General features: G+C 72.0%; 26 protein-coding genes. 8 read left to right on the forward strand and 18 right to left on the reverse strand.

Annotated features, from left to right (window positions below; all coding sequences use genetic code 11):
- Positions 1–10 precede the first annotated feature (10 nt).
- The 4 genes from IEY82_RS33635 to aspS all read left to right on the forward strand — a co-directional run bounded on the left by IEY82_RS33635 (position 11) and on the right by aspS (position 4941).
- Positions 11–1099 carry a prephenate dehydrogenase gene (locus tag IEY82_RS33635; RefSeq protein ID WP_189128308.1) on the forward strand — a complete coding sequence of 363 codons (1089 nt, stop codon included), beginning with the start codon at positions 11–13 and terminating at the stop codon, positions 1097–1099.
- A gap of 135 nt (positions 1100–1234) precedes the next feature.
- Positions 1235–1951 carry a (d)CMP kinase gene (gene cmk / locus IEY82_RS33640; RefSeq protein WP_225264177.1) on the forward strand — a complete coding sequence of 239 codons (717 nt, stop codon included), beginning with the start codon at positions 1235–1237 and terminating at the stop codon, positions 1949–1951.
- 29 nt (positions 1952–1980) lie between these two features.
- Positions 1981–3381 carry a ribosome biogenesis GTPase Der gene (der, locus tag IEY82_RS33645; protein ID WP_189128309.1) on the forward strand — a complete coding sequence of 467 codons (1401 nt, stop codon included), beginning with the start codon at positions 1981–1983 and terminating at the stop codon, positions 3379–3381.
- 297 nt (positions 3382–3678) lie between these two features.
- Positions 3679–4941, forward strand: coding sequence for an aspartate--tRNA(Asn) ligase (aspS, locus tag IEY82_RS33650; RefSeq protein ID WP_189128310.1), 1263 nt, complete (start codon positions 3679–3681; stop codon positions 4939–4941).
- Between the two features lie 108 nt (positions 4942–5049).
- Here aspS and IEY82_RS33655 read toward each other — a convergent pair whose 3' ends face one another.
- From IEY82_RS33655 to IEY82_RS33725, 15 genes are all read right to left on the reverse strand, one after another.
- A complete protein-coding gene (locus IEY82_RS33655; RefSeq protein WP_189128311.1) occupies positions 5050–6627 on the reverse strand; it encodes an MFS transporter in 1578 nt (525 codons plus the stop codon).
- Complete coding sequence (locus IEY82_RS33660; RefSeq protein ID WP_189128312.1) at positions 6624–7274, reverse strand: LppX_LprAFG lipoprotein; 651 nt, start codon at positions 7272–7274, stop codon at positions 6624–6626. The genes IEY82_RS33655 and IEY82_RS33660 overlap by 4 nt, the downstream gene beginning before the upstream one ends.
- Before the next feature lie 60 nt (positions 7275–7334).
- Positions 7335–7793, reverse strand: a complete 459-nt coding sequence (locus IEY82_RS33665) for a MarR family winged helix-turn-helix transcriptional regulator (RefSeq protein ID WP_189128313.1) — start codon at positions 7791–7793, stop codon at positions 7335–7337.
- A 475-nt stretch (positions 7794–8268) separates the two neighbouring features.
- Positions 8269–8445, reverse strand: a complete 177-nt coding sequence (locus IEY82_RS33670; protein WP_189128314.1) for a hypothetical protein — start codon at positions 8443–8445, stop codon at positions 8269–8271.
- A 9-nt stretch (positions 8446–8454) separates the two neighbouring features.
- The gene (locus IEY82_RS33675; protein ID WP_189128315.1) at positions 8455–9042 is read right to left on the reverse strand and encodes a 4'-phosphopantetheinyl transferase family protein; all 588 of its coding nucleotides are present in this window, start codon (positions 9040–9042) and stop codon (positions 8455–8457) included.
- A 21-nt stretch (positions 9043–9063) separates the two neighbouring features.
- Positions 9064–10020: a hypothetical protein gene (locus IEY82_RS33680; protein ID WP_189128316.1), complete on the reverse strand. Its 957-nt coding sequence runs from the start codon at positions 10018–10020 to the stop codon at positions 9064–9066.
- A complete protein-coding gene (locus tag IEY82_RS33685) occupies positions 10017–11351 on the reverse strand; it encodes an MlaD family protein (RefSeq protein WP_189128317.1) in 1335 nt (444 codons plus the stop codon). Before IEY82_RS33685 ends, IEY82_RS33680 begins: the two co-directional genes overlap by 4 nt.
- The gene (locus tag IEY82_RS33690) at positions 11348–12367 is read right to left on the reverse strand and encodes an MCE family protein (RefSeq protein WP_189128318.1); all 1020 of its coding nucleotides are present in this window, start codon (positions 12365–12367) and stop codon (positions 11348–11350) included. The genes IEY82_RS33685 and IEY82_RS33690 overlap by 4 nt, the downstream gene beginning before the upstream one ends.
- On the reverse strand, positions 12364–13392 hold the full coding sequence (locus IEY82_RS33695; RefSeq protein ID WP_189128319.1) for an MCE family protein: 1029 nt from the start codon (positions 13390–13392) through the stop codon (positions 12364–12366). The genes IEY82_RS33690 and IEY82_RS33695 overlap by 4 nt, the downstream gene beginning before the upstream one ends.
- A complete protein-coding gene (locus tag IEY82_RS33700) occupies positions 13389–14417 on the reverse strand; it encodes an MlaD family protein (RefSeq protein ID WP_225264179.1) in 1029 nt (342 codons plus the stop codon). The genes IEY82_RS33695 and IEY82_RS33700 overlap by 4 nt, the downstream gene beginning before the upstream one ends.
- Positions 14414–15472 carry an MCE family protein gene (locus tag IEY82_RS33705; protein ID WP_189128320.1) on the reverse strand — a complete coding sequence of 353 codons (1059 nt, stop codon included), beginning with the start codon at positions 15470–15472 and terminating at the stop codon, positions 14414–14416. The genes IEY82_RS33700 and IEY82_RS33705 overlap by 4 nt, the downstream gene beginning before the upstream one ends.
- A 1-nt stretch (position 15473) precedes the next feature.
- On the reverse strand, positions 15474–16493 hold the full coding sequence (locus IEY82_RS33710; RefSeq protein WP_189128321.1) for an MlaD family protein: 1020 nt from the start codon (positions 16491–16493) through the stop codon (positions 15474–15476).
- A 3-nt stretch (positions 16494–16496) separates the two neighbouring features.
- On the reverse strand, positions 16497–17351 hold the full coding sequence (locus IEY82_RS33715; protein WP_189128322.1) for an ABC transporter permease: 855 nt from the start codon (positions 17349–17351) through the stop codon (positions 16497–16499).
- Positions 17351–18142: an MlaE family ABC transporter permease gene (locus IEY82_RS33720; RefSeq protein WP_189128323.1), complete on the reverse strand. Its 792-nt coding sequence runs from the start codon at positions 18140–18142 to the stop codon at positions 17351–17353. Before IEY82_RS33720 ends, IEY82_RS33715 begins: the two co-directional genes overlap by 1 nt.
- A gap of 211 nt (positions 18143–18353) precedes the next feature.
- Complete coding sequence (locus tag IEY82_RS33725; protein WP_189128368.1) at positions 18354–19757, reverse strand: aminopeptidase P family protein; 1404 nt, start codon at positions 19755–19757, stop codon at positions 18354–18356.
- A 174-nt stretch (positions 19758–19931) separates the two neighbouring features.
- On the opposite strand from IEY82_RS33725, the gene IEY82_RS33730 reads away from it, so the two are divergent.
- The 4 genes from IEY82_RS33730 to IEY82_RS33745 all read left to right on the forward strand — a co-directional run bounded on the left by IEY82_RS33730 (position 19932) and on the right by IEY82_RS33745 (position 23624).
- Positions 19932–20360, forward strand: coding sequence for a CBS domain-containing protein (locus tag IEY82_RS33730; protein WP_189128324.1), 429 nt, complete (start codon positions 19932–19934; stop codon positions 20358–20360).
- Between the two features lie 25 nt (positions 20361–20385).
- Positions 20386–20883, forward strand: coding sequence for an Rv1352/Rv1906c domain-containing protein (locus IEY82_RS33735; RefSeq protein WP_504784269.1), 498 nt, complete (start codon positions 20386–20388; stop codon positions 20881–20883).
- Positions 20884–20947: 64 nt separating this feature from the next.
- Positions 20948–21730 (forward strand): cyclase family protein, encoded by a 783-nt coding sequence (locus IEY82_RS33740; protein ID WP_189128326.1) that lies wholly within the window; start codon positions 20948–20950, stop codon positions 21728–21730.
- Between the two features lie 28 nt (positions 21731–21758).
- Positions 21759–23624 (forward strand): thiamine pyrophosphate-binding protein, encoded by a 1866-nt coding sequence (locus tag IEY82_RS33745; protein WP_189128327.1) that lies wholly within the window; start codon positions 21759–21761, stop codon positions 23622–23624.
- On the opposite strand, the gene IEY82_RS33750 is transcribed toward IEY82_RS33745, so the two are convergent.
- Genes IEY82_RS33750 through dhaK form a run of 3 tightly spaced genes read right to left on the reverse strand, consistent with a single transcriptional unit; the run spans position 23611 to position 25600 of the window.
- The gene (locus IEY82_RS33750) at positions 23611–23994 is read right to left on the reverse strand and encodes a PTS-dependent dihydroxyacetone kinase phosphotransferase subunit DhaM (protein WP_189128328.1); all 384 of its coding nucleotides are present in this window, start codon (positions 23992–23994) and stop codon (positions 23611–23613) included. The genes IEY82_RS33745 and IEY82_RS33750 overlap by 14 nt on opposite strands.
- A complete protein-coding gene (dhaL, locus tag IEY82_RS33755) occupies positions 23994–24620 on the reverse strand; it encodes a dihydroxyacetone kinase subunit DhaL (protein WP_189128369.1) in 627 nt (208 codons plus the stop codon). The genes IEY82_RS33750 and dhaL overlap by 1 nt, the downstream gene beginning before the upstream one ends.
- Positions 24620–25600, reverse strand: coding sequence for a dihydroxyacetone kinase subunit DhaK (dhaK, locus tag IEY82_RS33760; RefSeq protein ID WP_189128329.1), 981 nt, complete (start codon positions 25598–25600; stop codon positions 24620–24622). The genes dhaL and dhaK overlap by 1 nt, the downstream gene beginning before the upstream one ends.
- Positions 25601–25666: the final 66 nt, after the last annotated feature.

The following is a 25666-nucleotide window of genomic DNA, read 5'->3' on the forward strand; positions in this document are numbered from 1 at the left end:
GGACATCGACATGGCCTCCGCACTCCGTACCGTGCTGGTAGTCGGCACCGGTCTCATCGGCACCTCCGTCGCCCTGGCCCTGCGCCAGCACGACGTCCGCGTGCTGCTCGCCGACCGGGACCAGGCGGCGGTGCGGCTGGCGCGGGAGCTGGGCGCGGGCGAGGACTGGCAGCCGGAGAGCGGCCCGAGGGCCGACCTCGCGGTGATCTCGGTGCCGCCCGCCCACGTGGCCACCGAGCTGCTCGACCTCCAGCAGCGCGACGCCGCCGCCTACTACACCGACGTGGCCAGTGTGAAGGCCGAGCCCATCCACCGGGCCGCCCAGCTCGACTGCGACCTGCGCACCTACGTCGCCTCGCACCCGCTGGCCGGACGGGAGAGGTCGGGTCCTGGCGCGGCCAGGGCCGACCTCTTCCTCGGCCGCCCATGGGCTCTGTGCCCCACGCCGGAGGCCGCGCCCGAGGCCAGAGCCGCCGTGCTGCGCCTGGTCGAGCTCTGCGGCGGCAACCCGGTCGTGGTGGACGCCGCCGAACACGACCGGGCCGTGGCCGTCGTCTCCCACGCCCCTCACGTGGCCGCCTCGGCCGTGGCGGCCCGCCTGGCAGACGCGCCCGAGGTCGCGCTCGGCCTGGCCGGGCAGGGCGTCAGAGACGTCACCAGGATCGCGGGCAGCGACCCCGGCCTGTGGCTCGGCATCCTGTCCGGCAACGCGGCCCCGGTCGCCGAGGTGCTGGAGGCGGTCTCCCGCGACCTCGCCGAGGCCGCGACCGCGCTGCGCTCCCTGGCAGGCGGCGACGGCACGGCCACCGACGACATCACCCACCTGCTCAAGCGCGGCGTCGCGGGCCACGACCGCATTCCCGGCAAGCACGGCGGCCCGGCGCCCGCCTACGTGGTGGTCCAGGTCGTCATCGGCGACCGCCCCGGCCAGCTGGCCCGCCTGTTCCAGGTCTGCGACGAGGTCGGCGTCAACGTCGAGGACGTCCGGCTGGAGCACGCTCCCGGCCTGCCCCTGGGCATCGCCGAGCTGTCCGTGCAGCCCGACGCGGCGGCCGTGCTCTCCCAGGCCCTGCGGGAGCGCGGCTGGCAGGTCCCCTGACGCCGGACGTCACCTCCCGACATGTACGCCGTGAGCGGCGGCGCCGAAGATCGGAATGCGCGAGCCCGGCCGGGCGGAGTGCCGGGAGGCGGTAGCCTCTTGAGGTTGGGTAAAGAACGTGGAGAAGGAGAGCCCGTGGCCGGTCTGGTCATCGCCATGGACGGCCCCTCGGGGTCCGGCAAGTCGAGCGCGTCGCGCGGGGTCGCCAGGGCGCTCGGCCTGCGCTACCTGGACACCGGGGCGATGTACCGCGCGATGACCTGGTGGATGCTGCGGCAGGGCGTCGATCTGGCCGACTCCGACGCGATCGTGGCCAGGGCGGCCGAGCCCGAGATCGTCTCCGGCACCGACCCCGGCGGGCCCACCATCCACGTCGACGGCATCGACGTGGCGGGTCCGATCAGGGAGACCGAGGTCACCGCCTCGGTCTCGGTCGTCGCGGCGGTGCCCGAGGTGCGTTCGCGTCTCGTGGCGCTCCAGCGGGAGATCATCGGCGACGGTGACATCGTGGTCGAAGGCCGCGACATCGGCACGGTGGTCGCCCCCGACGCGACGCTCAAGATCTACCTGACGGCCAGCGCCGAGGCCCGCGCCCGGCGCCGGCACGCGGAGCTGGCCGGCACCACGGTGGAGGCCCAGCAGGCCGCGATGGCCAGGCGCGACACAATCGACTCCACGCGCCGGGCAGACCCACTCTCGATGGCGGCTGGCGCCGTCGAGCTCGACACCACCGCGCTCAACCTCGAAGAGGTCATCGCGGAGGTGCTGAGGCTGGCCGAGGCACGACGAGGCTCCGGCGCCAAGGGCGACGGATCCCGGAGTGACACCGGCCATACATACGAGCGCACCTGAGGGTGCGGGACTCCTAAGGATGAGACAACGTGTCAACGGGGGATTGGGTCGAGGCTGAGCTCGACGATCTCGAGATTTCCGGAGAGCCGGCCGACACCGGCCCGGTTCCGGTCGTGGCCATCGTCGGGCGGCCTAACGTCGGCAAGTCCACGCTGGTCAACCGCATCATCGGCCGCCGCGAGGCGGTCGTCGAGGATGTGCCGGGCGTGACCCGCGACCGGGTCACCTACGACGCCAACTGGCGCGGCCGGCGCTTCACCGTCGTCGACACGGGCGGCTGGGACCCTGACGCCACCGGCATGAACCTCCGCATCGCGGAGCAGGCCCAGGTCGCCGTCGAGCTGGCCGACGTGATCGTGTTCGTGGTCGACGCGACCGTGGGCGCGACCGACGCCGACGAGATCGTGGGCTCCGTGCTGCGCCAGTCCGGCAAGCCGGTCATCCTGGCCGCCAACAAGGTCGACAACCAGCAGCTGGAGCTGGAGGCGTCCTCCCTGTGGGGGCTCGGCCTCGGCGAGCCCCAGCCGGTCTCCGCCCTGCACGGCCGCTCCAGCGGCGACCTGCTCGACGTGGTGCTCGACGCGCTGCCCGAGACGCCGCAGGTGACCTTCGGGGCCGAGCGCGGCCCCTACCGGGTGGCGCTGCTCGGCAAGCCCAACGTCGGCAAGTCCTCGTTGCTCAACAAGCTCGCCGGCGAGGAGCGGGTGCTGGTCGACCCGATGGCGGGCACCACCCGTGACCCGGTCGACGAGCTGATCGAGCTCGGTGGCCGGACGTGGCGGTTCGTCGACACGGCCGGCATCCGGCGGCGCGACCGCGAGCTGCAGGGCGCCGACTACTACGCGGCCATGCGCACCAGGGCCGCGCTGGAGCGCTCGGAGGTGGCGATCGTGCTGATCGACGCCAGCGAGCCGCTCACCGAGCAGGACCTCCGCATCATCAGCCTGGTGATCGAGTCGGGCCGGGCCATGGTGGTCGCGTTCAACAAGTGGGACCTGGTCGACGAGGACCGCCGCCACTACCTGGAGAAGGAGATCGACAGGCAGCTCGTCCGCACCCCGTGGGCGCTGCGGGTCAACATCTCCGCCAAGACCGGCCGCCACATGGACCGGTTGGTCCCGGCCCTGGAAAGGGCCCTGGAGTCGTGGTCGACGCGGGTGCCGACGGCCAGGCTCAACGCGTTCCTCACCGAGCTGGTGCAGCAGACGCCGCCGCCGGTCCGGGGCGGCAAGCAGCCCAAGATCCTGTTCGCCACCCAGGCGTCGGTCGAGCCGCCCAAGTTCGTGCTGTTCACCTCGGGCTGGCTGGAGGACACCTACCGCCGGTTCGTCGAGCGCCGCATCCGCGAGGAGTTCGGCTTCGCCGGGTCGCCGATCGAGGTGACCATGAAGATCCGCGAGAAGCGCAAGGGCGGCCAGGCCAGGAAGTAGCCGTCGGTAATGGCGTTGCCGCCGGTCCTGCCCGGCGGCTAGCATCCCTCGCAACACGTAGACGGAGACGAGTAGCCAGGAGCCCGCGCGGGCCGAGAGAGCCGCCGGCAGCTGCGAAGGCGGCCCCGCGCCCTCCCGGCGAAGACACTCCCGAGTGCGGGGAGGAAATGCCCCGCCGGTCTGACCCCCGTCATCGGGTCCTGGAGGCCGCCTCGGCGGCGAAAGTGCGGTGGCACCGGGAGTTCCCTTCTCCCCCGCACTCCCAAGGGGTCATGCACTTCCTCATGAGGAGCTGTGATGATCTCTCGTGTCCTGTCGGCGGAGCTCGCGGAGCATGCCGGAGAACGAGTGACGATCGCCGGCTGGGTCCATCGCCGCCGGCGACTGAAATCCGTGTCCTTCCTCGTGGTCAAGGACCGCTCGGGGGTCGCCCAGGTGGTGACGTCCGCGGCCCTGCCCGCCGAGGAGAGCGCCGTGCGGGTCACCGGCACCGTGATGGCCAGTCCGCGCGCGCCTGGCGGCGCCGAGCTCGTCGAGCCGGAGATCGAGGTGCTGGCCGAGCCGGTCGAGGCGCCGCCGTTCGACCTCTACCGGCCGGTCGTGCCCGCCGCGCTGCCGACGATCCTCGACCACGCGCCGGTCGCGCTGCGCCACCCGCTGCTCAGGGCGGCGCCGGAGATCTCGGCGGCCAGTGCCGCGGGGTTCCGGTCCACGCTCGACGGGCTCGGCTTCACCGAGATCCACACCCCGAAGATCGTCGCCTCGGCCACCGAGTCCGGCGCGAACGTCTTCGGCATCGACTACTTCGGCCGCCCGGCCTACCTCGCCCAGTCGCCGCAGTTCTACAAGCAGGCGATGGTCGGCGTGTTCGAGCGGGTCTACGAGGTGGGGCCGGTGTTCCGGGCGGAGCCGCACGACACCGCCCGGCACCTCGCCCAGTACACCAGTCTCGACGCCGAGCTCGGGTTCGTCCGCGACCATCGCGACGTGATGGCCGTGCTGCGGGAGGTCTTGGCGGGCATGCTCGACGCCGTACGGCGCCGCGCCCCTGGAGCCGTGGCCGCCTTGGGCCTCGACCTGCCCGGCGTGCCCGCCGAGATCCCCGCCGTGCACTTCACCGAGGCGCAGCGGCTGACCGGGCAGGACGAGCCCGACCTGTCGCCGGCCCAGGAGCGGTGGCTCTCGGACTGGGCGCTGCGGGAGCACGGGTCGGAGTTCCTGTTCGTGACGGGGTACCCGATGGCCAAGCGGCCCTTCTACACCCATCCCGACCCGGACCGACCCGGTTGCTCCAACGGGTTCGACCTGCTGTTCCGGGGGCTGGAGCTGGTGACGGGCGGTCAGCGGCTGCACCGCCACCAGGACTACCTGGACGCGCTGGCCGCCCGAGGGGAGTGCGCCGAGCCGTACGAGGGCTATCTGCGGACGTTCGCGTACGGGATGCCGCCGCACGGTGGCTTCGCCATCGGCCTCGAACGCTGGACCGCCCGCCTCACCGGCGCCGCCAACGTCCGCCAGGTCACGCTCTTCCCGCGCGACCTGCACCGGCTGACGCCGTAACACCATCCGGCACGGCAGGGCGCGAGCCATGCGCGCCCTGCCGTGCCCGCGCCGGGCGTCCGGCGAAGCGGAGCGGTTACCCGCGGGACGGGCACGCCTGCGGCCGGGCTAGAGCGAGCGCCTGGGCAGGAAGCCCGCGACGACCGCGCCGATCGCGCACAGCACCGCCGTCACCAGGAACATCTCGGTGTACTCGACATGCAGCGCGGCGTCGACCCTGGAGAGGTACTCGTTCATCTGCCTGGTGTAGACGTCGGGGTCGAGGCCGAACGGCAGCGGGGTGTCGAGATGGGCGGTCAGCGACTGGAAGCGGTAGAACCCCCAGGCCGACACGCCCGCGATGCCGATCAGCATGCCCATCATCCGCGCCACGACCACCGCGGCGGAGGCCACGCCGTGCTGCGCGGCCGGCGTCACCCGGAGCACCGCGGCCGAGACCGGGGCGATGACCAGCCCGATGCCGAGCCCGGCCACGAGCAGGTCGAGGTCGACCATGAGCCGGGCACCGGCCAGGTCGAGCGGCCAGCGGCTCATCAGCGCGTAGCCCACCGTGGCGATCAGCAGGCCCGCCACGCAGACGATCCGGTCGCCGAGCCGGCGGGCCAGCAGGCCGCCCGCGACCGCGCCGACGGGCAGCGCGATCAGGAATCGGCCGAGGACCAGCGAGGCTTCGAGAGCCTCCAGGTCCAGCAGCGTCTGCGCGGTGAACTGGACGAACACCATGGTGACCAGCAGCGCGGCCCCGGTCAGGAAGCTCACTCCCAGCGTGGCCAGCAGGGGACCCTTGCGGGTGGTGGACAGGTCGAGCAGGCGGACGGGGGAGCGGATCTCCCACCAGACGAAGGCGGCCCCGGTCACGACGCCGGCGGCGATCAACGGCGGTCCCCAGGGCGGCAGGACGGCATGGGCCGGATCGGGGTTGTAGAGGCCGGCCACGAGCAGCGCCAGCGAGAGGGCCAGCAGCGCGCCGCCCACGCCGTCCACCCGGCCGCCCGTCGAGCGGCGCTCGCGATCGGGCGGGGGGACGGTGAGGTGCACGGCGACGGCGGCGAGCGCGGCCAGCGGGACGTTGATCCAGAAGATGGCGTGCCAGCCGCCCAGCTCCACGCCGCGCAGCAGCATGGTGCCGGGGATCACGCCCATCAGGCCGCCGGTGAGGGGCCCCTGAGCGCCGTCCAGCCGCACGCCCGCCAGGGTGAGGGCCGGGGCCAGCGCCAGCACGCCGCCGTAGAGCGGGCCGAGCGCGCTGCCCAGCTCCTGGGCCGCCCCGACCGCGCCGAGCGCCACCGGCCGCTCCCGCTCGTCCCACAGGTCGCCGATGAGCGCCATCGTGATCGGCAGCAGGGCGCCGCCGGCCACCCCCTGCACCGTGCGCCCCGTCACGACCATGACCTCACCGCTCGCCAGGGCCGTCAGCACCGAGCCCACGGCGAACGCCGCCAGGCAGATGTGGATCAGCGGGCGCCGGCCGTAGCGGTCGGAGAGCTGCCCCAGCAGCGGCATCGCGGCCACGTAACCCAGCAGGAACCCGGTCACCACGGGCGTGGCCCGCTCCAGCCGGTTGAGCGGGATGCCGACGTCCTCGGCGATGTCGATGAGAACGGTGACGACCACGTAGGCGTCGAGCGCGGCGAGTAACACGACCGCCCCGCCGACACCGAGCGCGACCCGGCGGGCGGCTCTCATCCGCTCGTCGGGGGCGGGGTGATCGTGACCGGCGCGTCGTAGTCGCTGAACGACACCGTCACCGTGCCGTCCTGCAACGGCAGCTCGATCTTGGTGAGCCGGCCGGTGGCCTTGTCGATCCAGACCTTGCCGTTGACGCCCTGGGTGACACCGGGCACCAGCGCGCCGAGGACCTGGCCGGAGAACGTGGTCGCGACCCGGTAGGCGCCGCCCTCCTCGGCCTCGACGCGCGGGTCGGTGGCCGTGCCGAGCAACTGCGAGACGCCCTTGGCCGGGTCGAGGATCAGCGACGGGTCGTAGAGCTGTGCCAGGTCGGCGCGGGTGAGCTTCTGGAAGCCGCCGGTCGGGCCCTTGAAGTGGACGGTCTCGCCGACCAACGCGAAGGTGATCTCCTGGAGGTTGCCGAGCACCTCGAGGGTGATCGTGCCGTCGGCGTCGCCCGCCGCGGTGAGCCGGCCGTCGGCCTTCTTCACCGGCACCTTGGGCTTGCCCTCGGTGGAGATCGAGAAGGCGGCCGACTTGACCGTCTTCATCGCCTCCGACGCCTTCTTCGTCAGATCGGGACCGGCGGGCAACTCGGCGCCGCCGCCCGACGAGCAGGCCGGTAGAAGCGCGAGAACGACGACGAGCAGCAGCTTTTTGAGCATGAGCGGATCGTAGCGATCGGCCGGGAGCGATCGTGAGCCGTCACCGATATCGGTTGGGTGTCAGCGCAACTTCTTCAGGTGCTCGACGATCGGCCGGTACGCGGCCTCGAGCGCGTCGAGCTGCTCGTCGGTGAGCCGGTCGACGAAGTGCTCGCGCACGCTGGCCACGTGGTCGGGCGCCACCCGCTGGATGGTGTCCCAGCCCTCCTCGGTGAGCACCGCGAACGTGCCGCGCCGGTCGTCACGGCAGTCTTCGCGGGAGACCAGGCCCTTGGCCTCCATGCGGGAGATCTGGTGGGACAGGCGGCTGCGCGACTGGATCGTCGCGTCGGCCAGGTCGCTCATCCGCATCCGCCGGTCGGGACTCTCCGAGAGGTTGACCAGGATCTCGTAGTCGTTCACGGAGAGTGAGTGCTCCTGCAGATCGCGGTCGAGCCGATGCATGAGGAGTTTGTGCAGGGCCAGGTGGGTACGCCAGGCACGTTGTTCGGTGGGGGAAAGCCAGCGAGGCGCGCTCATCGAACTCCCCTGAGGCTGGAGACCCCGTCCTTGGGAGCGGGGAGGAAAGCCGGAACAAAACCGCAAAAACGAACAAGTGTACGATAGTTCGCGGATCTCGTGCTCTGCGGGCACTGGCCCGTGAGGAGAAGGGATCGGCCGACCGGGCCGAGGCGCGGCGGAACGTGAAGGCGGCCGGAAACATCCTCGCCGCCGGGCTGGTGGAGAGCTGAAAGGCCTGTGGAGCCGACGTAAGACCTCAAAGGGAAGTCCTCCTTCCTGGCAGGCGGCCGGCGGTGAAGCAGGAAATCTCGCCCGTGAGAGTGAGAATCCCCTCGATCACGAGAGGAGAAGGTCAAGATCCCCAATCTAACGCACACGTAGCGTGATCTGGTGGCGAAGTGGCCGACTGAGAGCCGGCGCACGCCGGCACCGCTGAGCTCGTCCGTCTCCGGGGCAGTGGGCGGGCTCTCCTCGATGCCGCCCCGAGCCGCCACTAGCTGAAGGCCATCACGATCGCCACGCCCACCACGTGCATGAGCACGACGGCGACGAGCAGCGAGATGAACACGAACTTGGCGGGCCCGTGCTCGAAGGTCTTGCCCTCCTCGAGCGGCTTGCGCTGGGCCATGCGGTCGGCGATCCGCTCTTCGAGGGGTTTGCGGTGGAACATACCTCCAGCTTAACCGGGAATCGGGCGCCTTTCCGCTGGGGTGTCGGTAACGATGGCCACCCTGACGTCCGTCTCGGCGGTCCACTCCAGCAGGTGCCGCCCGGTCCAGTCGATCTCCACCGACCCCAGCAGGTCCAGCGACAGCTCGCCGCGTTTGATCAGCGCCTCCTTGCGGGTCCAGTGCCTGATCAGCTCGTCGTTGCCGCTCACCAGCGCGCGCTCGCGGGGGGTCAGCGCCGTGGCGGCCAGCGCCTCGTTCAGCGGCCCGGCCGGCACCCGCTCCGCGTCCACGCCCACCCGCCCCCGACCGGCCGCCGCGCACACGTAGCCGCGCGTGTGGCTGAGGCTGACGCCCAGCGACGGAGCCTGCCGGATGTACGGGCGGCCGTGGCCCGGGCCGTGCACCGCGCAGTGCTGCAGCAACGTGAGCCCACCGGGCTCGATGCCCAGCACGTCGGCGGCGCACAGGCGTACGAGCAGGTGCGCGGCGACGAAGGCGCGGCGGTCGGCGTCGAAGACGAACCGGGCGGCGCGCTCCAGCTCGGCCGGGGTCAGCCACTGTTCGGGGGCGCGTACCTCGTCCGGGCGGCCGCCCATGGCCACGGTGACGATGACCGGTCAGTCCTTCTTCTTCGCGTCGGTGCGCGTGCCGTCGAGGTTGTACTGGTCCTCCTTGGCCGCGCCCAGCACGGTCACCTCCTGCACCTTCCAGACGCCCTTCTCCTTGACCAGGGTGACCTTCAGGTGTGACCCGGTGACCGAGCGGATCGCCTCGGCGGTGTTGACCTGTTGGTCCACCACGACGATGGCGTGGGCGGTGGCCTCGTCCACGTCCGACAGGTAGACCTCGCGGACCGTGGCCCGGGACACGGCCTTGAGCTTGACGATGACCTGGGCCATCGCGCCGCCGAACGCCTCGTCGTAGGTGGTCAGGAAGTCGCCCGTGGCCTGGGCCATCAGGGTGGAACGGGTGGTCTGCAGGTCCTGGTAGTCGTAGCTGAGCAGGGACTGGCCGAACGAGGAGGCCGCGCCCGACACCTCCAGGCGCAGCGCGCGCTCGGACTCCAGCCTGGCCAGCGCGTCGTGCGCCCGGTCGGCCGAGACCCACTGCAGCACGGCTGTCGCGGCCAGCGCGGCGGTCAGCATGGCCGCCAGCGCCCCCATGACGCGCGCCCGCGTCACCCGGACCCGCCCCGTCGCCTCGCCGCCTTCCGTCGCCTCGCCGCCGCTCGTCTCGCCGCCTTCCGTCGCCTCGCCGCCGCTCGTCTCGCCGCCTTCCGTCGCCTCGCCGCCGCTCGTCTCGCCGCCTTCCGTCGCCTCGCCGCCGCTCGGCTCGCCATTGCCGCTCGCCTTGCCGTCGCCGCGCGGCTCGCCGTCTTCCGCCGCCGTGGTCTCGTCCTCGGGGGAGTCCGTCGCCGCGGACCGTTCGCCCTTGGCCGGTTCTGCGGGCCGTCCGGCCTCGGCCGGTTCGGCCGGCCGGCCGGTCCCGGCGGAGTTGGTCGTGGGCTCGGCGGCGGGAGCGGGCTCGGTCTCGGACGGCTGCCGGCCCTCGGTGAGGTCCTGCTGGGTGGTCACGTGCTCTCCTTACGGCGGCGGGCGGCCCGGCCCGCCGCGATCCAGCCCACGATGCCACCGGCGACCACTACGGCGAGAAATATCGCGACGATCAGCGGCGTGGTGTTCAGCGGGGTACGGGACGTGGCGCCGGTGGTGGCGGCCACGCCGGACGGCGAGCTCGACTCCTCGGCCTCGGCCTCCGGGCTCGGCGCGGGCTCGTCGGTGTCGGGCGGCGTCGTGGTCTCGGGCTGCCCGGTCCGCTTGTCGAGCCGCACGTCCTCGACGGGGTCGTCCGCGACGGGCGCGCGGTCCGGGCAGGCGCGCAGGCGTGGCACGGTGGGCGGCCCGACGGTGTACTCGTACTCCTCGGCCGGCTGCGGCCCGCCCGGGACGCTGAAGACGAACGCCACCTTGCCGTACACGGTGTCCCCGCGCTTGTCGCTGATGTCGTCGGCCAGGGTGAGCGCGGTCGGCACGACGCTCAGCATGCGGTGCGTGTTGCGTTCGGTCTGTGCGGAGAAGGCCGGTTTGTGGGGCAACCCGGCGGCGGTCAGCAGGCAGGACAGGCCCGGCCGGGCCCGCTTCAGGGCCTGGTCGAGCCGCCCGAACACGCCGGGCCCCTGATCGAGGAAGGCGTTGAGGTCGGCGCGCGAGGCGCGCAGCGAGCCGGTCACCGTGGAGAGATCGGTGATGCCCGAGGCGAGCTTGTCCTTGCGGCCCGCCAGGGTGTGGGTGAGCTGGGTGAGCTGCACCGACAGCTCGTCGAGCGTCTCGGCGTTGTCCGCCAGCGTGCCGGTCAGGTCGTGAGCGTCGTCGATGACGCTCCGGATGGACCCCGACCGGCCGTCGAGCGCCACCGCCAGCTCGTGCGTGATCGTCTTGGCGTCGCGGGGTGGCACCGCGTTCAGCAGCCTGCCGACGCCCTCGAACAGCTTGCGGTAGTCCAGCGGCACGCTGGTGCTGGACAGCGGGATCACGTCGCCTGCCGCGAGCGACGCCCCCGTCACGCCGGTGGCGGGCGGCGACAGCTCCACGTACGGCTCGCCGATGGCGGACTTGCGCCGCACCTCGGCCGTGCTGCCCTTCGGCAGCCGGATCTCCCGGTCGATGTCCAGTCCCACGACGATCTTGCCGGTGGCCAGCCGCACCTCGCCGATCCTGCCCACCCGGACCCCGAGGTAGGCCACGTCGAACCCGCGCATCAGGCCGGGGGAGGAGCCGAACTCGGCCGACACCCGGTAGGGCCGGGTGATCGCGTCCACCTTGATGATGGTGCTGAACGCCCAGACCGTCATCACGACGCCGAGCAGCACGAAGAAGCCGAGGTTGAGGTAGATGCGGTTCTTCATCGCGGCGGCTCCCAGAGCAGGCGGAAGTCCTCCTGGGGGGTGGCGGCGGCACGGGGTTCGTTCCGGGTGGTGCTCCCGCTCTTCGGCGGGAGCAGGCCCTTCAGCCACACGTACGTCATCACCTGCCCGTTGACCGTGATCGGAGGCGCGTCGATGAACTTCTGGACCTCGGCCACGAGCGCCTTGAGGTCCTCCTTGCCGCGCAGCATCGAGGAGTTGACGGCGTCGAGCCGGCGCAGCAGCGTGCGCAGCCGGGCGGCGTGGCGGGGGTAGACCGTCAGGTTGGCCTCCTTGGCGAGCCGGGTCAGCGCCACGACGGTCTTCTTGATGTGCTTGCGCCCGTGCGCGACGCGGGCCGTGGCCGCCGCCAGCGTGCCGGGCAGCCGGTCGAGCTCGTCACTGCCGTTGGCCAGGTCGTCGCCCAGCTCGGCCAGCGCGTCGATGGTCGTGCCCAGGTCGCGGCGGGCGGCCGCGTAGGCGTCGGTGACCTCGGCGGTCTGCTTGATCAGCTTGTTCACGGCGTCGCCCTTGCCGGCGAACGCGGTCGAGGCGGCGTCGAGGATGGCGTTGACGTCCTGCGCCCCGAGTGCCTCGATCAGCGGCCCGGCCTTCGCGGTGACCTGCTCGATGTCCGGCTCGACCGACGTCTCGGTGATCGTCGCCCCGTCGCCCAGGTACGGGCCCCAGGTCAGGTCCTTGCCGGGCGGCGGGGTGAGCGAGATGTAGTTCTCGCCCAGGACCGACGTCTTGGCGACCGTGGCCGTGCTGCCGACGGGCAGCCGGTGGCGCTCCTGGACCGACATCGTCACCCTGGCCCGGTAGCCTTCCAGCCGGATGCCGGTGACCGTGCCCACCCGTACGTCGGCGATCTGCACGCTGTGCCCGGCCACCAGGCTCTGCACGTCGTCGAAGGTGGCGTTGAGCGTCAGCTCGCCCGACGTGGCGCCGAGCGTCTGGATCGAGCACGACGTGGTGAGGGTCAGGGCCAGGATCGCGCCGCACAGGCGGGCCTTCATCGCCGCCCCTTCCGTTGTTCGAAGGGGCAGTTGCTCAGTCCGGACGGCAGGCACGGCACCTTGCCGAGGTCGAGCGCGTCGAACAGCGGACTGAGCCAGGCCCTGGTCATCGCGTTGAGCACGACCCGGATCTTCAGCACGTGGTGCTCGCGGTCCCAGGAGTCGATCAGGATGTCGGCGAAGTCGGCGGCGCCCTTGACCGCCTGGGCCATCGACGCGCTGTTGGCCCGTACGGTCAGCACGAGCTCGGCCAGGGTGCTGGTCGCCTGCGGCAGCCGGGCCGAGTACGCCTCGATGATCACGTCGCCGCGCCGGACGAAACCGGCCATGCCGGAGACGAACCCGCGCAGCCGCCCGCGCTCCTCGGCCAGGATGGCACTGGCCTCGGCGAAGGAGTCGATCGCGTCCGTCACCTGGCCCTGGCGCCGGTTGAGGCTCGTGGCCAGTCTGTTCAGGTTCTTGGCCAGGTCGATCAGCTGCTGGTCCTGCCGGGCCAGCGTGTTGGTGAGCTTCGCGGTGTCGGCCAGCGCGTTGTTGATCGTTTTGCCCCGGCCCCTGACCCCGTCGGCCAGGTCGCCCGCGACGTCGCCCACCTTGTCCGCGTCGAGCGCGTCGGTCAGCTTGGTGAACGCGTCGAGCGCGTCGTCGATCTCCACCGGCAGGTCGGTGCGTTCCAGGGGGATGGTCGCGCCCGCCGCGATCCGCTGGTCGCCGGGCTTCCACGGGGGATAGAGGACCACGTTGCGCTCGCCCAGCGTGTTCTGCGACGCGACCACCGCCTGCACGTTCGCCGGCAGCGGCACCTCCCGGTCGACCGACAGCTCGACCCGGACCCGGTCGCCCTCGATCCGGATCCGCTCCACGTAGCCGGCGTCCAGACCCATCACCTTGACCCGCGCCTGCTCGTACAGGGCGGGCGCCTTGCTGAAGATCGCCGTCAGCCGGTACGGCCGCGCCCCCAGCGGCACGCAGCCGCCGGTGGCGATCAGCAGGGCCCCGGCCAGCAGGATCACGAGCGCTCTCATCGGTCGTTCTTCCTGTCCTTGGCGATGGCGGCGAGCACCTCGGGGTTGATCGGGCCGAGGCCGGAGGCGATGGCCTCCAGCCACGGTCCCTGCCCGCCCATCGTGGACAGGCCGGAGAAGGTGGGGCCCGCCCAGGCCAGCAGCTCGTTGAACCGTTCGTTGCCGCCGCTCAGCCTGGTGGTGATCGCGCCGGTGTCGTCGAGCGCCCGGACCAGCGACCTCTCGTGCCGGTTGATCAGCCGGGTGGTGCTCCGCACCAGGTCGCTGCCGTCGCCCAGCAGCGTGCGCAGCTCGTCGCGGCGGCTGCGCAGCTCCTTCAGCATGACGTCGATGGCGTCGATGAGCCGGCCGAGCTGCTTGTCCTTGCGTTCCAGCACCTTCGTCACCCGGGTGCCGTTGTCGAGCAGCCGCTGCAGGTCGGGTTCGCTCCTGCTGATCGTGTCGGACAGGTCGCCGATGTTCTTCAGCAGCCGGGTGATCCGGCCGCGGTCGCTGGTGTCGATCTTGCCGAGCTCGGTCACCAGGTCGTCGACGGCGTCGGTGTCGAGCTTGTCCACCAGCCGGGTGGCGTCCTTGATCGCGTCGTTGACCAGTGTCGGCACGCCGGTGCGCTCCACCGGGATGCGCCGCGCGCTCTCCGGCAACTGGTCGACGTACGGAGCCGACACGGGGCCGGTCAGCTTGACGTAGCGGCCGCCGAGCAGGTTGGACAGCGTGATGTCGGCGCGGGTGCCGCGGCCGAGCCGCACGTCGTCGTCGACCCGCCAGGTGACCACGACGTTGCCCTGGCCGTAGTCGGCCCGCACCTCGGTCACCTCGCCGACGCGCACGCCGGCCACCCGGACGTCGTTGCCGGTGCGCAGGCCGCCCGAGTCGACGAACGTGCCGGACATCGTGTAGCCGCCCTCGAACAGGCCGAGGCTGCCCACGAGGAAGGTGGCCACCAGGATCGTGCCGAGCACCGCCAGCGACACCAGGCCGACGGCGACCCTGTTGCGGTCCCGGAAGGACTTGATCGCCATCATTCACCCACCATCAGTCTGCGCAGCTCCTTGGTGCTCTGGATCTTGGTGGCGCCGCGCAGCGGAGGTGGCGTCCGCATGGGGTACGGGCAGGGCGAGGGACCCAGCGCCAGGCAGGGGACCGCGGTGACGAAGTAGTGGCCGCGGCCGACGCTGCTGTAGGCACGGGCGAACAACGGCTGCATGGTGTTGACCGTCCGGTCGAGATCCTTCACGTTCCGCCTGACGCCGCCGGTCAACTCGGTGAGGCGGTCGACGACGGCGCCCAGCTCGTCGGCGTTCTTGCCGATCACCTCGTTGGAGGTGTGGAAGGTGGCCGAGAGCTCCACCAGCGAGTCGTCGATCAGCTTGCGGTTGTCGGCGAACGCCTCCGAGAGCGTGACCAGGTTGTCGACCAGCCGCTCGATCTGCTTGTCGCGCCTGGCCACCACGCCCGAGACGGTGGCGTAGTCCTTCAGCAGCCCCTCGATCGTCTCCTTGCGCTGGGTGACGGTGCCGGTGATGTCGTTGACGTTGTCGAGCAGCCGGGGGATGTTCTCGTCGTTGCCCTTCAGTGACGTGGCGGCGGCGGTCAGCAGCTGGTTGATCTGCTCGGGGTCGAGGGTGCGGGTCAGCGGCCCGAGGTCGCTCACCAGCTCGCCGATGTCGACCACCGACGAGGTGCGGGAGATGCGCGAGCCGGGCGCCAGCATGCCGGGGGCGGTGCCGGGCAGCAGGTAGACGACCCGCTGGCCCACCGCGTTGCGCCACCGGACGGCCGCCTCGGTGTCGGCGGGCACCCTGACCGCCCGCTGGACCTCCAGGGTCACCTCCGCTCTGCCGTTGACCACGCTGATCGTGTCGACCTGGCCGACCGGGGCTCCGGCGATCTTCACCTGGTCGCCCTCGGTCAGTCCCGACACGTCGTCGAAGGTGGCGATCAGCCGGTAGACGTCCGCGGTGTTGACCCGGACGATCTGCGCGGTGATGAGCACGATCAGGGAGAAGGTCACGCCGGCGAACAGCAGGACGCGGACCAGTGTCCACCGGCGGGCCGCGCGCTCCTTGGAGACCGCCATCTCAGCGCCTCCCGTCGCTCGGTCCGCAGGCGCCGACGACGAGCTCGCAGACGTCGGTCGCGACGAACGCCTCCGCCTGCAGTTGGCGGGTGCCGTTCGGGCCCGGCGCCTCGATCAGCTCGTTGAGCAGGTTGATCAGTTTGTTCAGGCCGCGTACGCCGTCTCCGGCCAGGCCGAGCTGGGCGTAGATGAGCGCGGCCACGCGCTCACCGGAGTGGACGCCGGCCCGCAGGTTCGGCCGGTGCTTGCGCAGCCCGTGCGCGGTCAGGTCGGAGACGGAGGTGATCTCCTTCAGCAGGACCCGTACCTTGTCGGCCCGCTCCAGCAGGTCGGGAGTGATCACGTTGACGTCTGAGGAGATCGACACCAGGTCGTCGCCCTTGTCCGACAGGGCGGTGGACAGCCCGGCGCTGTCGCGCAGGAACTGCCGGGCGCGGGCGCGCTGCCGGTGGGCGACGCCGACCACGGTTCCCGCGTCGTCGATCAGCTCGCGCAGCCGCGTGCCCTCGCCGTCGAGCCCCCTGGCCAGGGTGTGCACGATGACCGTGACCTCGCGCGGGTCCACCGCGTCGAGACCCTGGTAGGCGTCGCCGAGGGTGTCGGACAGATCGAGCGGGTCGCGCGTGTCGGTGATGACCGCCCCGGCGCTCAGGTAGGGGCCGGTGGCCTCGCCGGGGCCCGGCTTGAGGTCGACGTACTTGGGGCCGAAGACCGACGCGGGCTCCACCGCCGCGACCGTCGTCCGCGGCAGCCGTACGCCCGGCTCGACGTGCATGGTCACCACGGCCCTGCCCGTCCGGTCGAGCGACACCCCGGTCACGTCGCCCACGGTGACGCCGCGGATCTTGACCGAGGAGTTGGTGTCGAGGCCCTGCCCCGCCCGGCCGAACACCGCGTCCACCCGGATGCCGCGCACCTCCGTGGCCGCGCGCACCACGAACAGCGTCGCCGCGGCGAACAGCACGACCACCGCGAGCGCGATGCCCATCCGCAGCGGCAGCGAGAACCCGTCACGTCCCATCGCTCACCCCGTCAGTTTCACGCTGCCGCCGCCACCCCAGAACAGGTACGACAGGAGCAGGTTGAGCAGGACGATGGTCACGATCGACTGCCGGATCGCGCGGCCCGCCGCCACCCCGACGCCCACGGGGCCGCCGGTGGCGTGGAAGCCGTGGTAGCAGTGGATGACGATGACGGTGAACGCGAAGACCGCCACCTTGGCGACGCTGAACACGATGTCGCTGACCGGCAGGTACAGGTAGAAGTAGTAGTCGTAGACACCGGGCGCCAGCCCGAACAGGGCCGTGCACATCAGCCGGGTGGCGAAGAAGCTGGCGAACAACGCGATCAGGTAGATCGGCACCAGCGCCATCAGCGCGGCCACCACGCGGGTGCAGATCAGGTAGGTGAAGGCGTTGATGCCCATCACCTCCAGCGCGTCGATCTCCTCAGAGATCCGCATCGCGCCCAGCTCGGCGGTGAACGACGAGCCCACCTGGGCCGCCAGCGCCGTCGCCGCGATGATCGGGGTGATCTCGCGGACGTTGGCGAAGCTGCCGACCAGTCCCATGAACGACTCGGCGCCGATCGCCTGCAACCCCTGGTAGCCCTGCAGCCCCACGGTCGCGCCCACCACGAACGCCATGGTGAACACCACGAAGATCATGCCGCCGCCGATGACGGTCGCGCCGACGCCCACCACCACGTCGCTGACCTGCCGGATGACGACCTTGAAGTACTTCAGCCGCAGGATCACGTCGCGGACCGAGTAGAACAGCACCCTCCACACGAACAGCGGCCAGTCGGCCAGCGTGGCGAACCGCTCGGCCCAGTCGCGGCCGCGGCCCGCGAACCGGAGGCCGGCCGTACGGGTGACCATCACAGCGCCTTGGGCGGGTAGGCGAGGAAGTAGACCGCGGAGATGACGTAGTTGAACGCGAACACCAGCATGAACGTGACCACGGTGGCCTGGTTGACCGCGCGGCCCACGCCGACCGGGCTGGTGGCGCAGGTCATGCCCTTGTAGCAGGCGACGGCCGCGGCGATGAAGCCGAAGATCCACGCCTTGAACAGGGTGACGTACAGGTCGGAGCCGACGACGAGGGAGAGGGCGCCGTCGAAGTAGGCGCCGGGCGTGACGCCCTGCACGACCACGTTGAAGAAGTAGCCGCCGCTCGCCCCGGCCAGGATGACCAGCGGGCACAGGCAGACCGCGACCGTGCTGGCCGCCCACATGCGGGGCGTGACGAGGCGGTGGATGGGGTTGACCGACATGACCTCCATCGCGCTCAGCTCGTCGCGGATGTGCCGGGCGCCGATGTCGGAGGTCATCGCGCTGCCGCCGGCTCCGGCGATCAGCAGGGCGCTGGCCAGCGGCGCGACCTCACGGATGAGGCCCACGAAGACGGCGCTCCCGGTGGCCGAGGCGGCGCCGAGTTGCCAGGCCAGCTCGCCGACCTGGAGCGCCACGGTCGCGCCCAGCGGGAGCGAGACGAGCAGGACGGGCACACTGGTGACACGGGCCAGGAACCAGCACTGGTCGACGAACTCCCACCACCAGTGCCTGACGTCCCAGCTGCGGCGTAATCCCTCCAGGACGATGACGAACAGCTCACCCACCTGGCCCAGCGCGGACCCGGCGCGGCGGCCGAGGTATCCCGACAGGGCCATCAGCATCCCGCCCGCGCGCGTGTTGCCGTCATGACCACCCTCGTCACCCGCTGACTACGGATCAGTCACCCTACTGACGAGTTGTCCAGTAGGTCGATGCCTGGCGGGAAATTTGAGGAGAAGGTATGAGACGCACGTCACATCTTGTCAGTACTCCATGAAACGTGACCGTGCCGTGACGCGCGCGGCGATGGGAGCGCCGGACGGGCTCTCAGGCTCGATCGTGGGCGAGCTCCGACATCCAGGTCTCCACGTCGTCCGGATGGCGAGGCAGCGCCCCGGACATCAGCCGGGCGCCGTCCGACGTGACGACCAGGTCGTCCTCGATGCGGACGCCCAGACCACGAAACTCCTCGGGCAGGGTGAGGTCGTCCGGCTGGAGGTAGAGGCCGGGCTCGACGGTGAGCACCTGGCCCTCCTCCAGCACGCCGTCCAGGTAGACCTCGGCGCGGGCCTTCGCGCAGTCGTGCACGTCGAGGCCCAGCATGTGGCCGCTGCTGCAGAGGGTGTAGCGCCGGTAGAGGCCCGACTCCATGAGCAGGTCGGGGGAGTCCTTGAGCAGGCCCCACTCGTACAGCCCCTCGCAGATGACGCGCATCGCCGCCAGGTGGAAGTCGCGGAAGCGGGCGCCCGGTCTGAGCGCGCCGATCGCCGCCGTCTGCGCCTCGTACACCAGCTCGTACACCTGGCGCTGGACGGGGGTGAACCGGCCCGACAGCGGCAGCGTGCGGGTGACGTCGGCGGTGTAGAGCGTGTCGGTCTCCACGCCCGCGTCCAGCAGGAGCAGGTCGCCGTCGCGCAGCCGGCCGTCGTTGCGGATCCAGTGCAGCACGCACGCGTGCGCGCCGGAGGCGACGATGCTCTCGTAGCCCGTCGCGTTGCCGTCGAGGCGCGCGCGCAGCCCGAACACACCCTCCAGGTAGCGCTCCCCGCGCGGGTGACGGAGAGCCCGCGGCAGGGCGCGCACCACGTCCTCGAAGCCGAGCGTCGTCGCGTCGACCGCGGCCTGCAGCTCGCCGGTCTCCCACTCGTCCTTGACCAGCCGCATCTCCGACAGGAACCGCTCGAACTCGGCGTCGTCCGCGCCCGCCGGCACCGCGGCGTCCACCGACGCGTCCACCCCGCGCAGCACCCTCGCGGGCCCCTTCAGGGCCAGGTCGCGGACGTGCGCGCAGTCGATCTGGTACAGCTCCGCCGCCTCCGCCAGGGTGGGCCGGCGGCCCACCCAGAACTCGCCGTAGCGGCGGTCGCGGTAGAACTCCTGGCCCTCCTCGCGCGGCGAGCGCGGCCTGAGGTACAGCCTGGCCTCGCCGGACGGCTCGATCACCAGCACGTCGTCCGGCTCGCCCGCCCCGGTCAGGTACGCGTGGGCGCTGTGCGGCCGGAACCGGAAGTCGGAGTCGTTGCTGCGCACCTTGAGCGTGCCGGACGGGACCACCAGCCGCTCGCCGGGGAAGCGCGCCGCCAGCGCGGCACGCCGCTTGGCCGCCCACGGCGCGACCGGCAGCGGGAGCACGTCCGCGCGCCGGGTGTCGGCCCAGCCCGTACGCATGAACGCGGCCAGCTCGTCGGTGATGGGGAGATCGTGACTGCCGGTGTTGAGCTGCTCGGTCATCATCGTTCCTGGGGCTGGGCGGGCAGGGTGCTATTTCACACTTTAAAGCCGTCGTACGACAAGCAGCCTACGGGAACGCTTGACGCTTTCCTCCTGCCGTTGCTTGCCTGAGAGGGGACGGGCACGGGCTTAACGCCCATCCTCACCGGGTAACTGAGAGCCGAGGTGGTGCACATGCTCATTGGGACAATCCTGCGCGACAAGGGCAGTGACGTGACGACTGTGGCGCCGGAGGCCACGGTCCGCGAGCTGCTCGCCCAGCTCGCCCGGCACAACATCGGAGCCGTCGTCGTCTCGCCCGACGGCGACACGATCGTCGGCATCGTGTCCGAGCGCGACGTCGTACGGCGGCTGCACGACCGGGGCGCCGGCGTCCTCGACGAGCCGGTGTCGGCGATCATGACCTCCGAGGTGCGGACCGTCGGTCCGCGCGACAACGTCGAAGAGCTCCGCAAGACCATGACGACGCACCGGTTCCGGCACATGCCCGTGGTCGAGGGCGGCCGGCTGGTCGGCATCGTGAGCATCGGCGACGTGGTCAAGAGCGCCATCGAGGAGCTGGAGACGGAGAAGGCGTCACTGGTCGACTACCTGCACCGTTGACACGGGTGGCACGCTGGTGCCCGTGATGTACGGAGCTCCGCCCGAGTTCCCCCGGGCCACCCGCAGTCCGACGATCATCCTGCTGGTCTCCGGGCTGACGGGGCTGCTGGGGTTTCTCGTCGGGTTCTTCGCGGGCCTCGGCACCGGTGAGACGTCCGCCGCGCCCGCGCCCCGCGTCACGGTGACGGTCGAGCAGCCGGCCGAGCCCACCGGCTCCCAGCCGCCGGCCATCGCCACGACCGGCCCGCCCGCCACTACCCCGCCCGCGACCAGCGCGCCCCCCGGCGCGCCGGCGGGCAACCGGACCCTGGTGGTCGGCGTCGACATCCAGCCCGGCACCTACCGCACCGCCGGACCCGCGGCCGGGCAGCCCGTCTGCTACTGGGCGAGGCTCAAGAGCACCACCGCGCGTGCCTCCGACATCATCGCGGCCGACATGCCCCAGGGCGCGGCCACCGTCACCATCGCACCCACCGACAAGGCGTTCCAGACCGGCGGCTGCGCCGAGTGGACCAGAGCCTGACGGTTGGCACGGCGGCCGCCCGCGTAGGAGGATTCTCCCAGGCCATCCCACGTAGGAGGACGAGATGTCGGTGTTGCGGAGCTTCGTGGACAGCGTGCGGAACGGCGCGATCGAGGTGATCGACCTCACCGCGCCCCTGTCGTCCGAGACGCCGATCCTGCAGTTGCCCGAGCCGTTCGGCAACACGATCCCGTTCCGGCTGGAGGAGATCAGCCGCTACGACGACCGGGGCCCGGCCTGGTACTGGAACGACATCCACACCGGCGAGCACTCCGGCACTCATTTCGACGCACCGATCCACTGGGTGACGGCCCGCGACGGCGAGGACGTCTCGCAGGTGCCGGTCCGCAGCCTGCTCGCTCCCGCCGTGGTGCTCGACTTCTCGGCCGAGGCGGCCAAGGACTCCGACTTCCTGCTCCAGGTCGACCACGTCAAGGAGTGGGAGCGGGCCAACGGGCCGCTGCCCGACGGCGGCTGGCTGCTCTTCCGCACCGGCTGGGACACCCGTTCCGGCGACCAGGCGGCGTTCCTCAACGCCGACGAGAACGGCCCGCACACGCCGGGCATCTCCGTCGAGTGCGCGCGCTGGCTCGCCGAGGAGACGCCGATCCTCGGGCTGGGCGTCGAGACCGTCGGCACCGACGCGGGGGCCGCCCACTCGTTCGACCCCGCCTTCCCCTGCCACTCCTTCCTGCTGGGGGCCGGCAAGTACGGCCTGACCCAGCTGCGCAACCTCGACCGGCTGCCGGTGACCGGCGCCGTCGTGGTCGCCCCGCCGCTGCCCATCGTGGGCGGCTCGGGCAGCCCGGTCCGCGTGCTGGCCCTGGTGGAGCGAGGCGCGGAGTGAGCCCCGCCGACGGCCCGGGGCGGGAGCCGTGACCGTCGCCGAGGCCGTCGGGCGGGCGCTGGCCGCGCTCGGCGTCCGGGCCGCGTTCGGCGTGGTGGGCAGCGGCAACTTCCACGTCACCAACAGCCTCGTCAAGCACGGCGTGCGCTTCGTCGCCGCGCGGCACGAAGGCGGGGCGGCCACCATGGCCGACGCCTACGCCAGGATGAGCGGCACGATCGTGGTGCTGTCGGTGCACCAGGGGCCCGGTCTGACCAACGCGATGACCGGCATCGCCGAGGCGGCCAAGAGCCGCACGCCGATGGTGGTGCTCGCCGGCGAGGCCACCGACCTACGCTCCAACTTCCACATCGACCAGGACGCCATGGTCCGCGCGGTGGGCGCGGTCCCCATGCGCGTCACGGCCGCGCACGAGGCGGTCGAGCAGACCGTGGCGGCCTTCCGCACAGCCTGGCACGACCGGCGCACGGTGCTGCTCAACCTGCCGCTCGACGTGCAGGGCGACCTGGCGCCCTGGGGCGGGCGGCTCGGCGAGTTCTTCGACCAGATCATCGCCGGCCAGCGCGTGGCCGCCGCCCACCCGCTGGGAGCATCCGGTCCGGCCGGAGATCCCGTCCCGGGCGCGGCACAGGCGCCTGCCCAGGGTGCGGAAGCACGCGCGAGCGCTCCGGTCTCGGCCGCTCCGGTCTCGGGCGGCCCTGCTTCGGGCGCTCCGGCGCGGCCGATCGGCGACGCCGCCGACCTGGCGCGGCTGCTGGCCGGCTCCCGCAGGCCGGTGTTCGTCGCGGGCCGGGGCGCCCGGCACGCGCGGCGCGAGCTGGAGGAGCTGGCCGACCTGACGGGTGCCCTGCTGGCCACCTCCGCCGTGGCCAGGGGCCTGTTCCGGGGCAGCCCGTGGGACCTCGACGTGAGCGGCGGGTTCGCCACGCCGCTGGCCGCCGAGCTGATCCGCGACGCCGACCTGGTCGTCGGCTGGGGCTGCGCGCTCAACATGTGGACCACCCGACACGGCCACCTGATCGGCGAGCACACCTCGCTGGTCCAGGTCGACGTGGACGAGGGCGCGATCGGCGCCCACCGGCCCGTCCGGCTCGGCCTGGTCGGCGACACGGCCGCCACCGCGCGGGCCGTGACCGCGGCCTTCACCACCACCGCCGACGCCACCGCCGACGACAGTGTGGTCGCCGAAGCCGAAGCCGAAGCCGAAACCGAAACCGAAACCGGCGCAGGGGGGCGGCGTTACCGCACGCCCGGGGTCAGGCGTCGTATTCAGGCCGAGGGCCGGTGGCGGGAGGTCCCCTACGACGACGAGGGCGGCGACGGGCGGATCGACCCGCGGACCCTCACCATCGGGCTCGACGACCTGCTGCCAGCCGAGCGGATCGTGGCCGTCGACTCGGGCAACTTCATGGGCTACCCGTCGATGCTGCTGGACGTTCCCGACGAGTACGGGTTCTGCTTCACCCAGGCGTTCCAGTCGATCGGCCTCGGGCTGGCCACCGCGATCGGGGCGGCTCTGGCCCGGCCCGACCGGCTGCCGGTGGCGGCCCTGGGCGACGGCGGGGCGCTGATGGGCGCCGCCGAGTTCGACACGGTGGCCCGGCTGGGCCTGCCGATGGTGATCGTGGTCTACGACGACGACGGCTACGGCGCCGAGGTACACCACTTCGGGCCGCACGGCCACCCGCTCGACCTGGTGCGCTTCCCGACGGCCGACCTGGCGGCGGTCGCCCGGGGATACGGCTTCGACGCGGTGACGGTGAGGGAGCGGGGCGACCTGAGCGGGGTGGCCGACTGGCTGAAGGGGCGGCGCGACCGGCCGCTGCTCATCCACGCCAAGGTCACCCGCGAGCACCCGTCGTGGTGGCTGGAGGAGGCGTTCAAGGGCCACTGACCTTCCGATACGTCCACGCGTCGGCGGCGGCGGCGAGCACGTCGGCGAGCGGCGCGCCCGCCGCGGCGCTGACCGCCGCCGCGATCGCGCCCTCCACGAACGGCACGTCGGCCAGCTCCACCCGCCCCGGTTCGGTCAGAAGCCGGGCCGTCAGCACCGAGCCGCCCAGGTCGGGGATGAGCACCAGGCCGTCGCCCTGGTCCACCGACGCGAGCGCCCGCTCGATGAGGTCGAGGCTGGTGCCGAGCCCGCCGTCGTCGGTGCCGCCCGCGCCCACCACGGGGGCGTCGGCGCCGGCGATGCCCCTGGCCAGCGCGGCCGTCTCCGCCGCCAGCCCGGCGCTGTGCGCGACCAGGACGATCCCGACCATCAGCTCACCCCGCCCGCCACGGTCGCCAGCGACGCGACGATGAGCGCCGACGAGGCCGCGCCGGGGTCCTCGTGGCCCACACTGCGCTCTCCCAGGTAGCTGGCCCGGCCCTTGCGGGCCCGCATCGGGATGGTGGCCAGCGCTCCCTCCTCGGCCGCGCGCGCCGCCCGCTCGAACGCCTCCAGCGGCTCCAGCCCCTCTCGCACGGCCAGCGCCAGCGCCCGTGACGCGGGAGCCAGCGCGTCGATCATGGTCTTGTCGCCCGGCGCGGCCTTGCCCAGCCGCTCGACCGCGACGACTCCCGCCTCGAACGCCCCGGCGAACCGGGCCAGCGTCACCGGCTCCTCCAGCGTCTTGCCCATCTGCCGGAACGCGGAGCCGTACAGCGGGCCCGAGGCGCCGCCGACGCGGCGGATCAGCGTCGTGCCGGCGGACACCAGCGCCTGTACCGGTGAGGCGGGCGGCCAGTCGGTCAGCGCCGCGCGCACCTCGGCGAACCCGCGGTCGAGGTTGGCGCCGTGGTCGGCGTCGCCGATCGCCGCGTCGAGCCGTGTCAGCTCGTCGCGGCGGAGCCGGACCACCTTGGCGGCGTCCTCGAACCAGGCGACGAAGAAGGCGGTGTCCATCACCGTCCCCATCGGAGCCCCGGCGTCTCGACCGGCGCGTCCCACAGCCGCGTCAGCTCGTCGTCCAGGCGGCAGACCGTGACGGAGAAGCCCTGCATGTCGAGGCTCGTCACGTAGTCGCCGACCAGCGACCGGGCGATCCTCGCCCCCTTGCCCCTGATGAACGCGTCCACCTCGGCGAACACGACGTACAGCTCCATCAGCGGGGTGCCGCCCATGCCGTTGACCAGGACGAGCAGGTCGCCCTGGAGCGGCAGGTCGCCGTGCACGGCCTCCATGGCGACCGCGGCCAGCTCGCGGGCCGGGGCCATCGGCGCCCGGCGGCGGCCCGGCTCACCGTGGATGCCGATGCCCAGCTCCACCCGGTCGTCCGGCAGGTCGAACGTCGGTTTGCCCGCCGCGGGTGTCGTACAGGAGGTGAGGGCGACGCCGAACGAGCGGCTGCGGTCGTCGACCTCGGCCGCCACGCGCGCCACCACGTCCAGTGGCGCGCCCTCCTCGGCCAGCGCGCCGGCGATCTTCTCGACGAACAGGGTCGCGCCGGTGCCGCGCCGGCCGGCCGTGTAGAGGGAGTCCTGGACCGCGACGTCGTCGTCGACGAGCACGCTCGCCACGTCGACGTCGTCGCACAGCTCGGCGGCCATCTCGAAGTTGAGCACGTCGCCGGTGTAGTTCTTGACGATGTGCAGCACGCCGGCGCCGCCGTCGACCGCCCGGGTGGCGTCGATGATCTGGTCGGGGACGGGTGAGGTGAAGATCTCACCCGGGCAGGCCGCGTCGAGCATGCCGTGGCCGACGAAGCCGGCGTGCAGCGGCTCGTGCCCCGAGCCGCCGCCGGAGACCAGCCCGACCTTGCCCGCCCGTGGCCCCGAAGCGCGGTAGACCACCTGGTCACGCACCCGCAGCGACGGGTGGGCCGCCGCCAGGCCCCTGAGCGCGTCACCGACGACGGAGTCCGCCGCGTTGATGAGTTTCTTCATAGAGGGGAAGATGTGCCCGTTTCAGGCGCCTGGCAAGCGCCGAGGCGGGCCGGTGCGGACCTCGGA

The sequence above is a fragment of the Nonomuraea cavernae genome (assembly GCF_014646355.1).
Classification (GTDB): Bacteria; Actinomycetota; Actinomycetes; order Streptosporangiales; family Streptosporangiaceae; genus Nonomuraea; species Nonomuraea cavernae.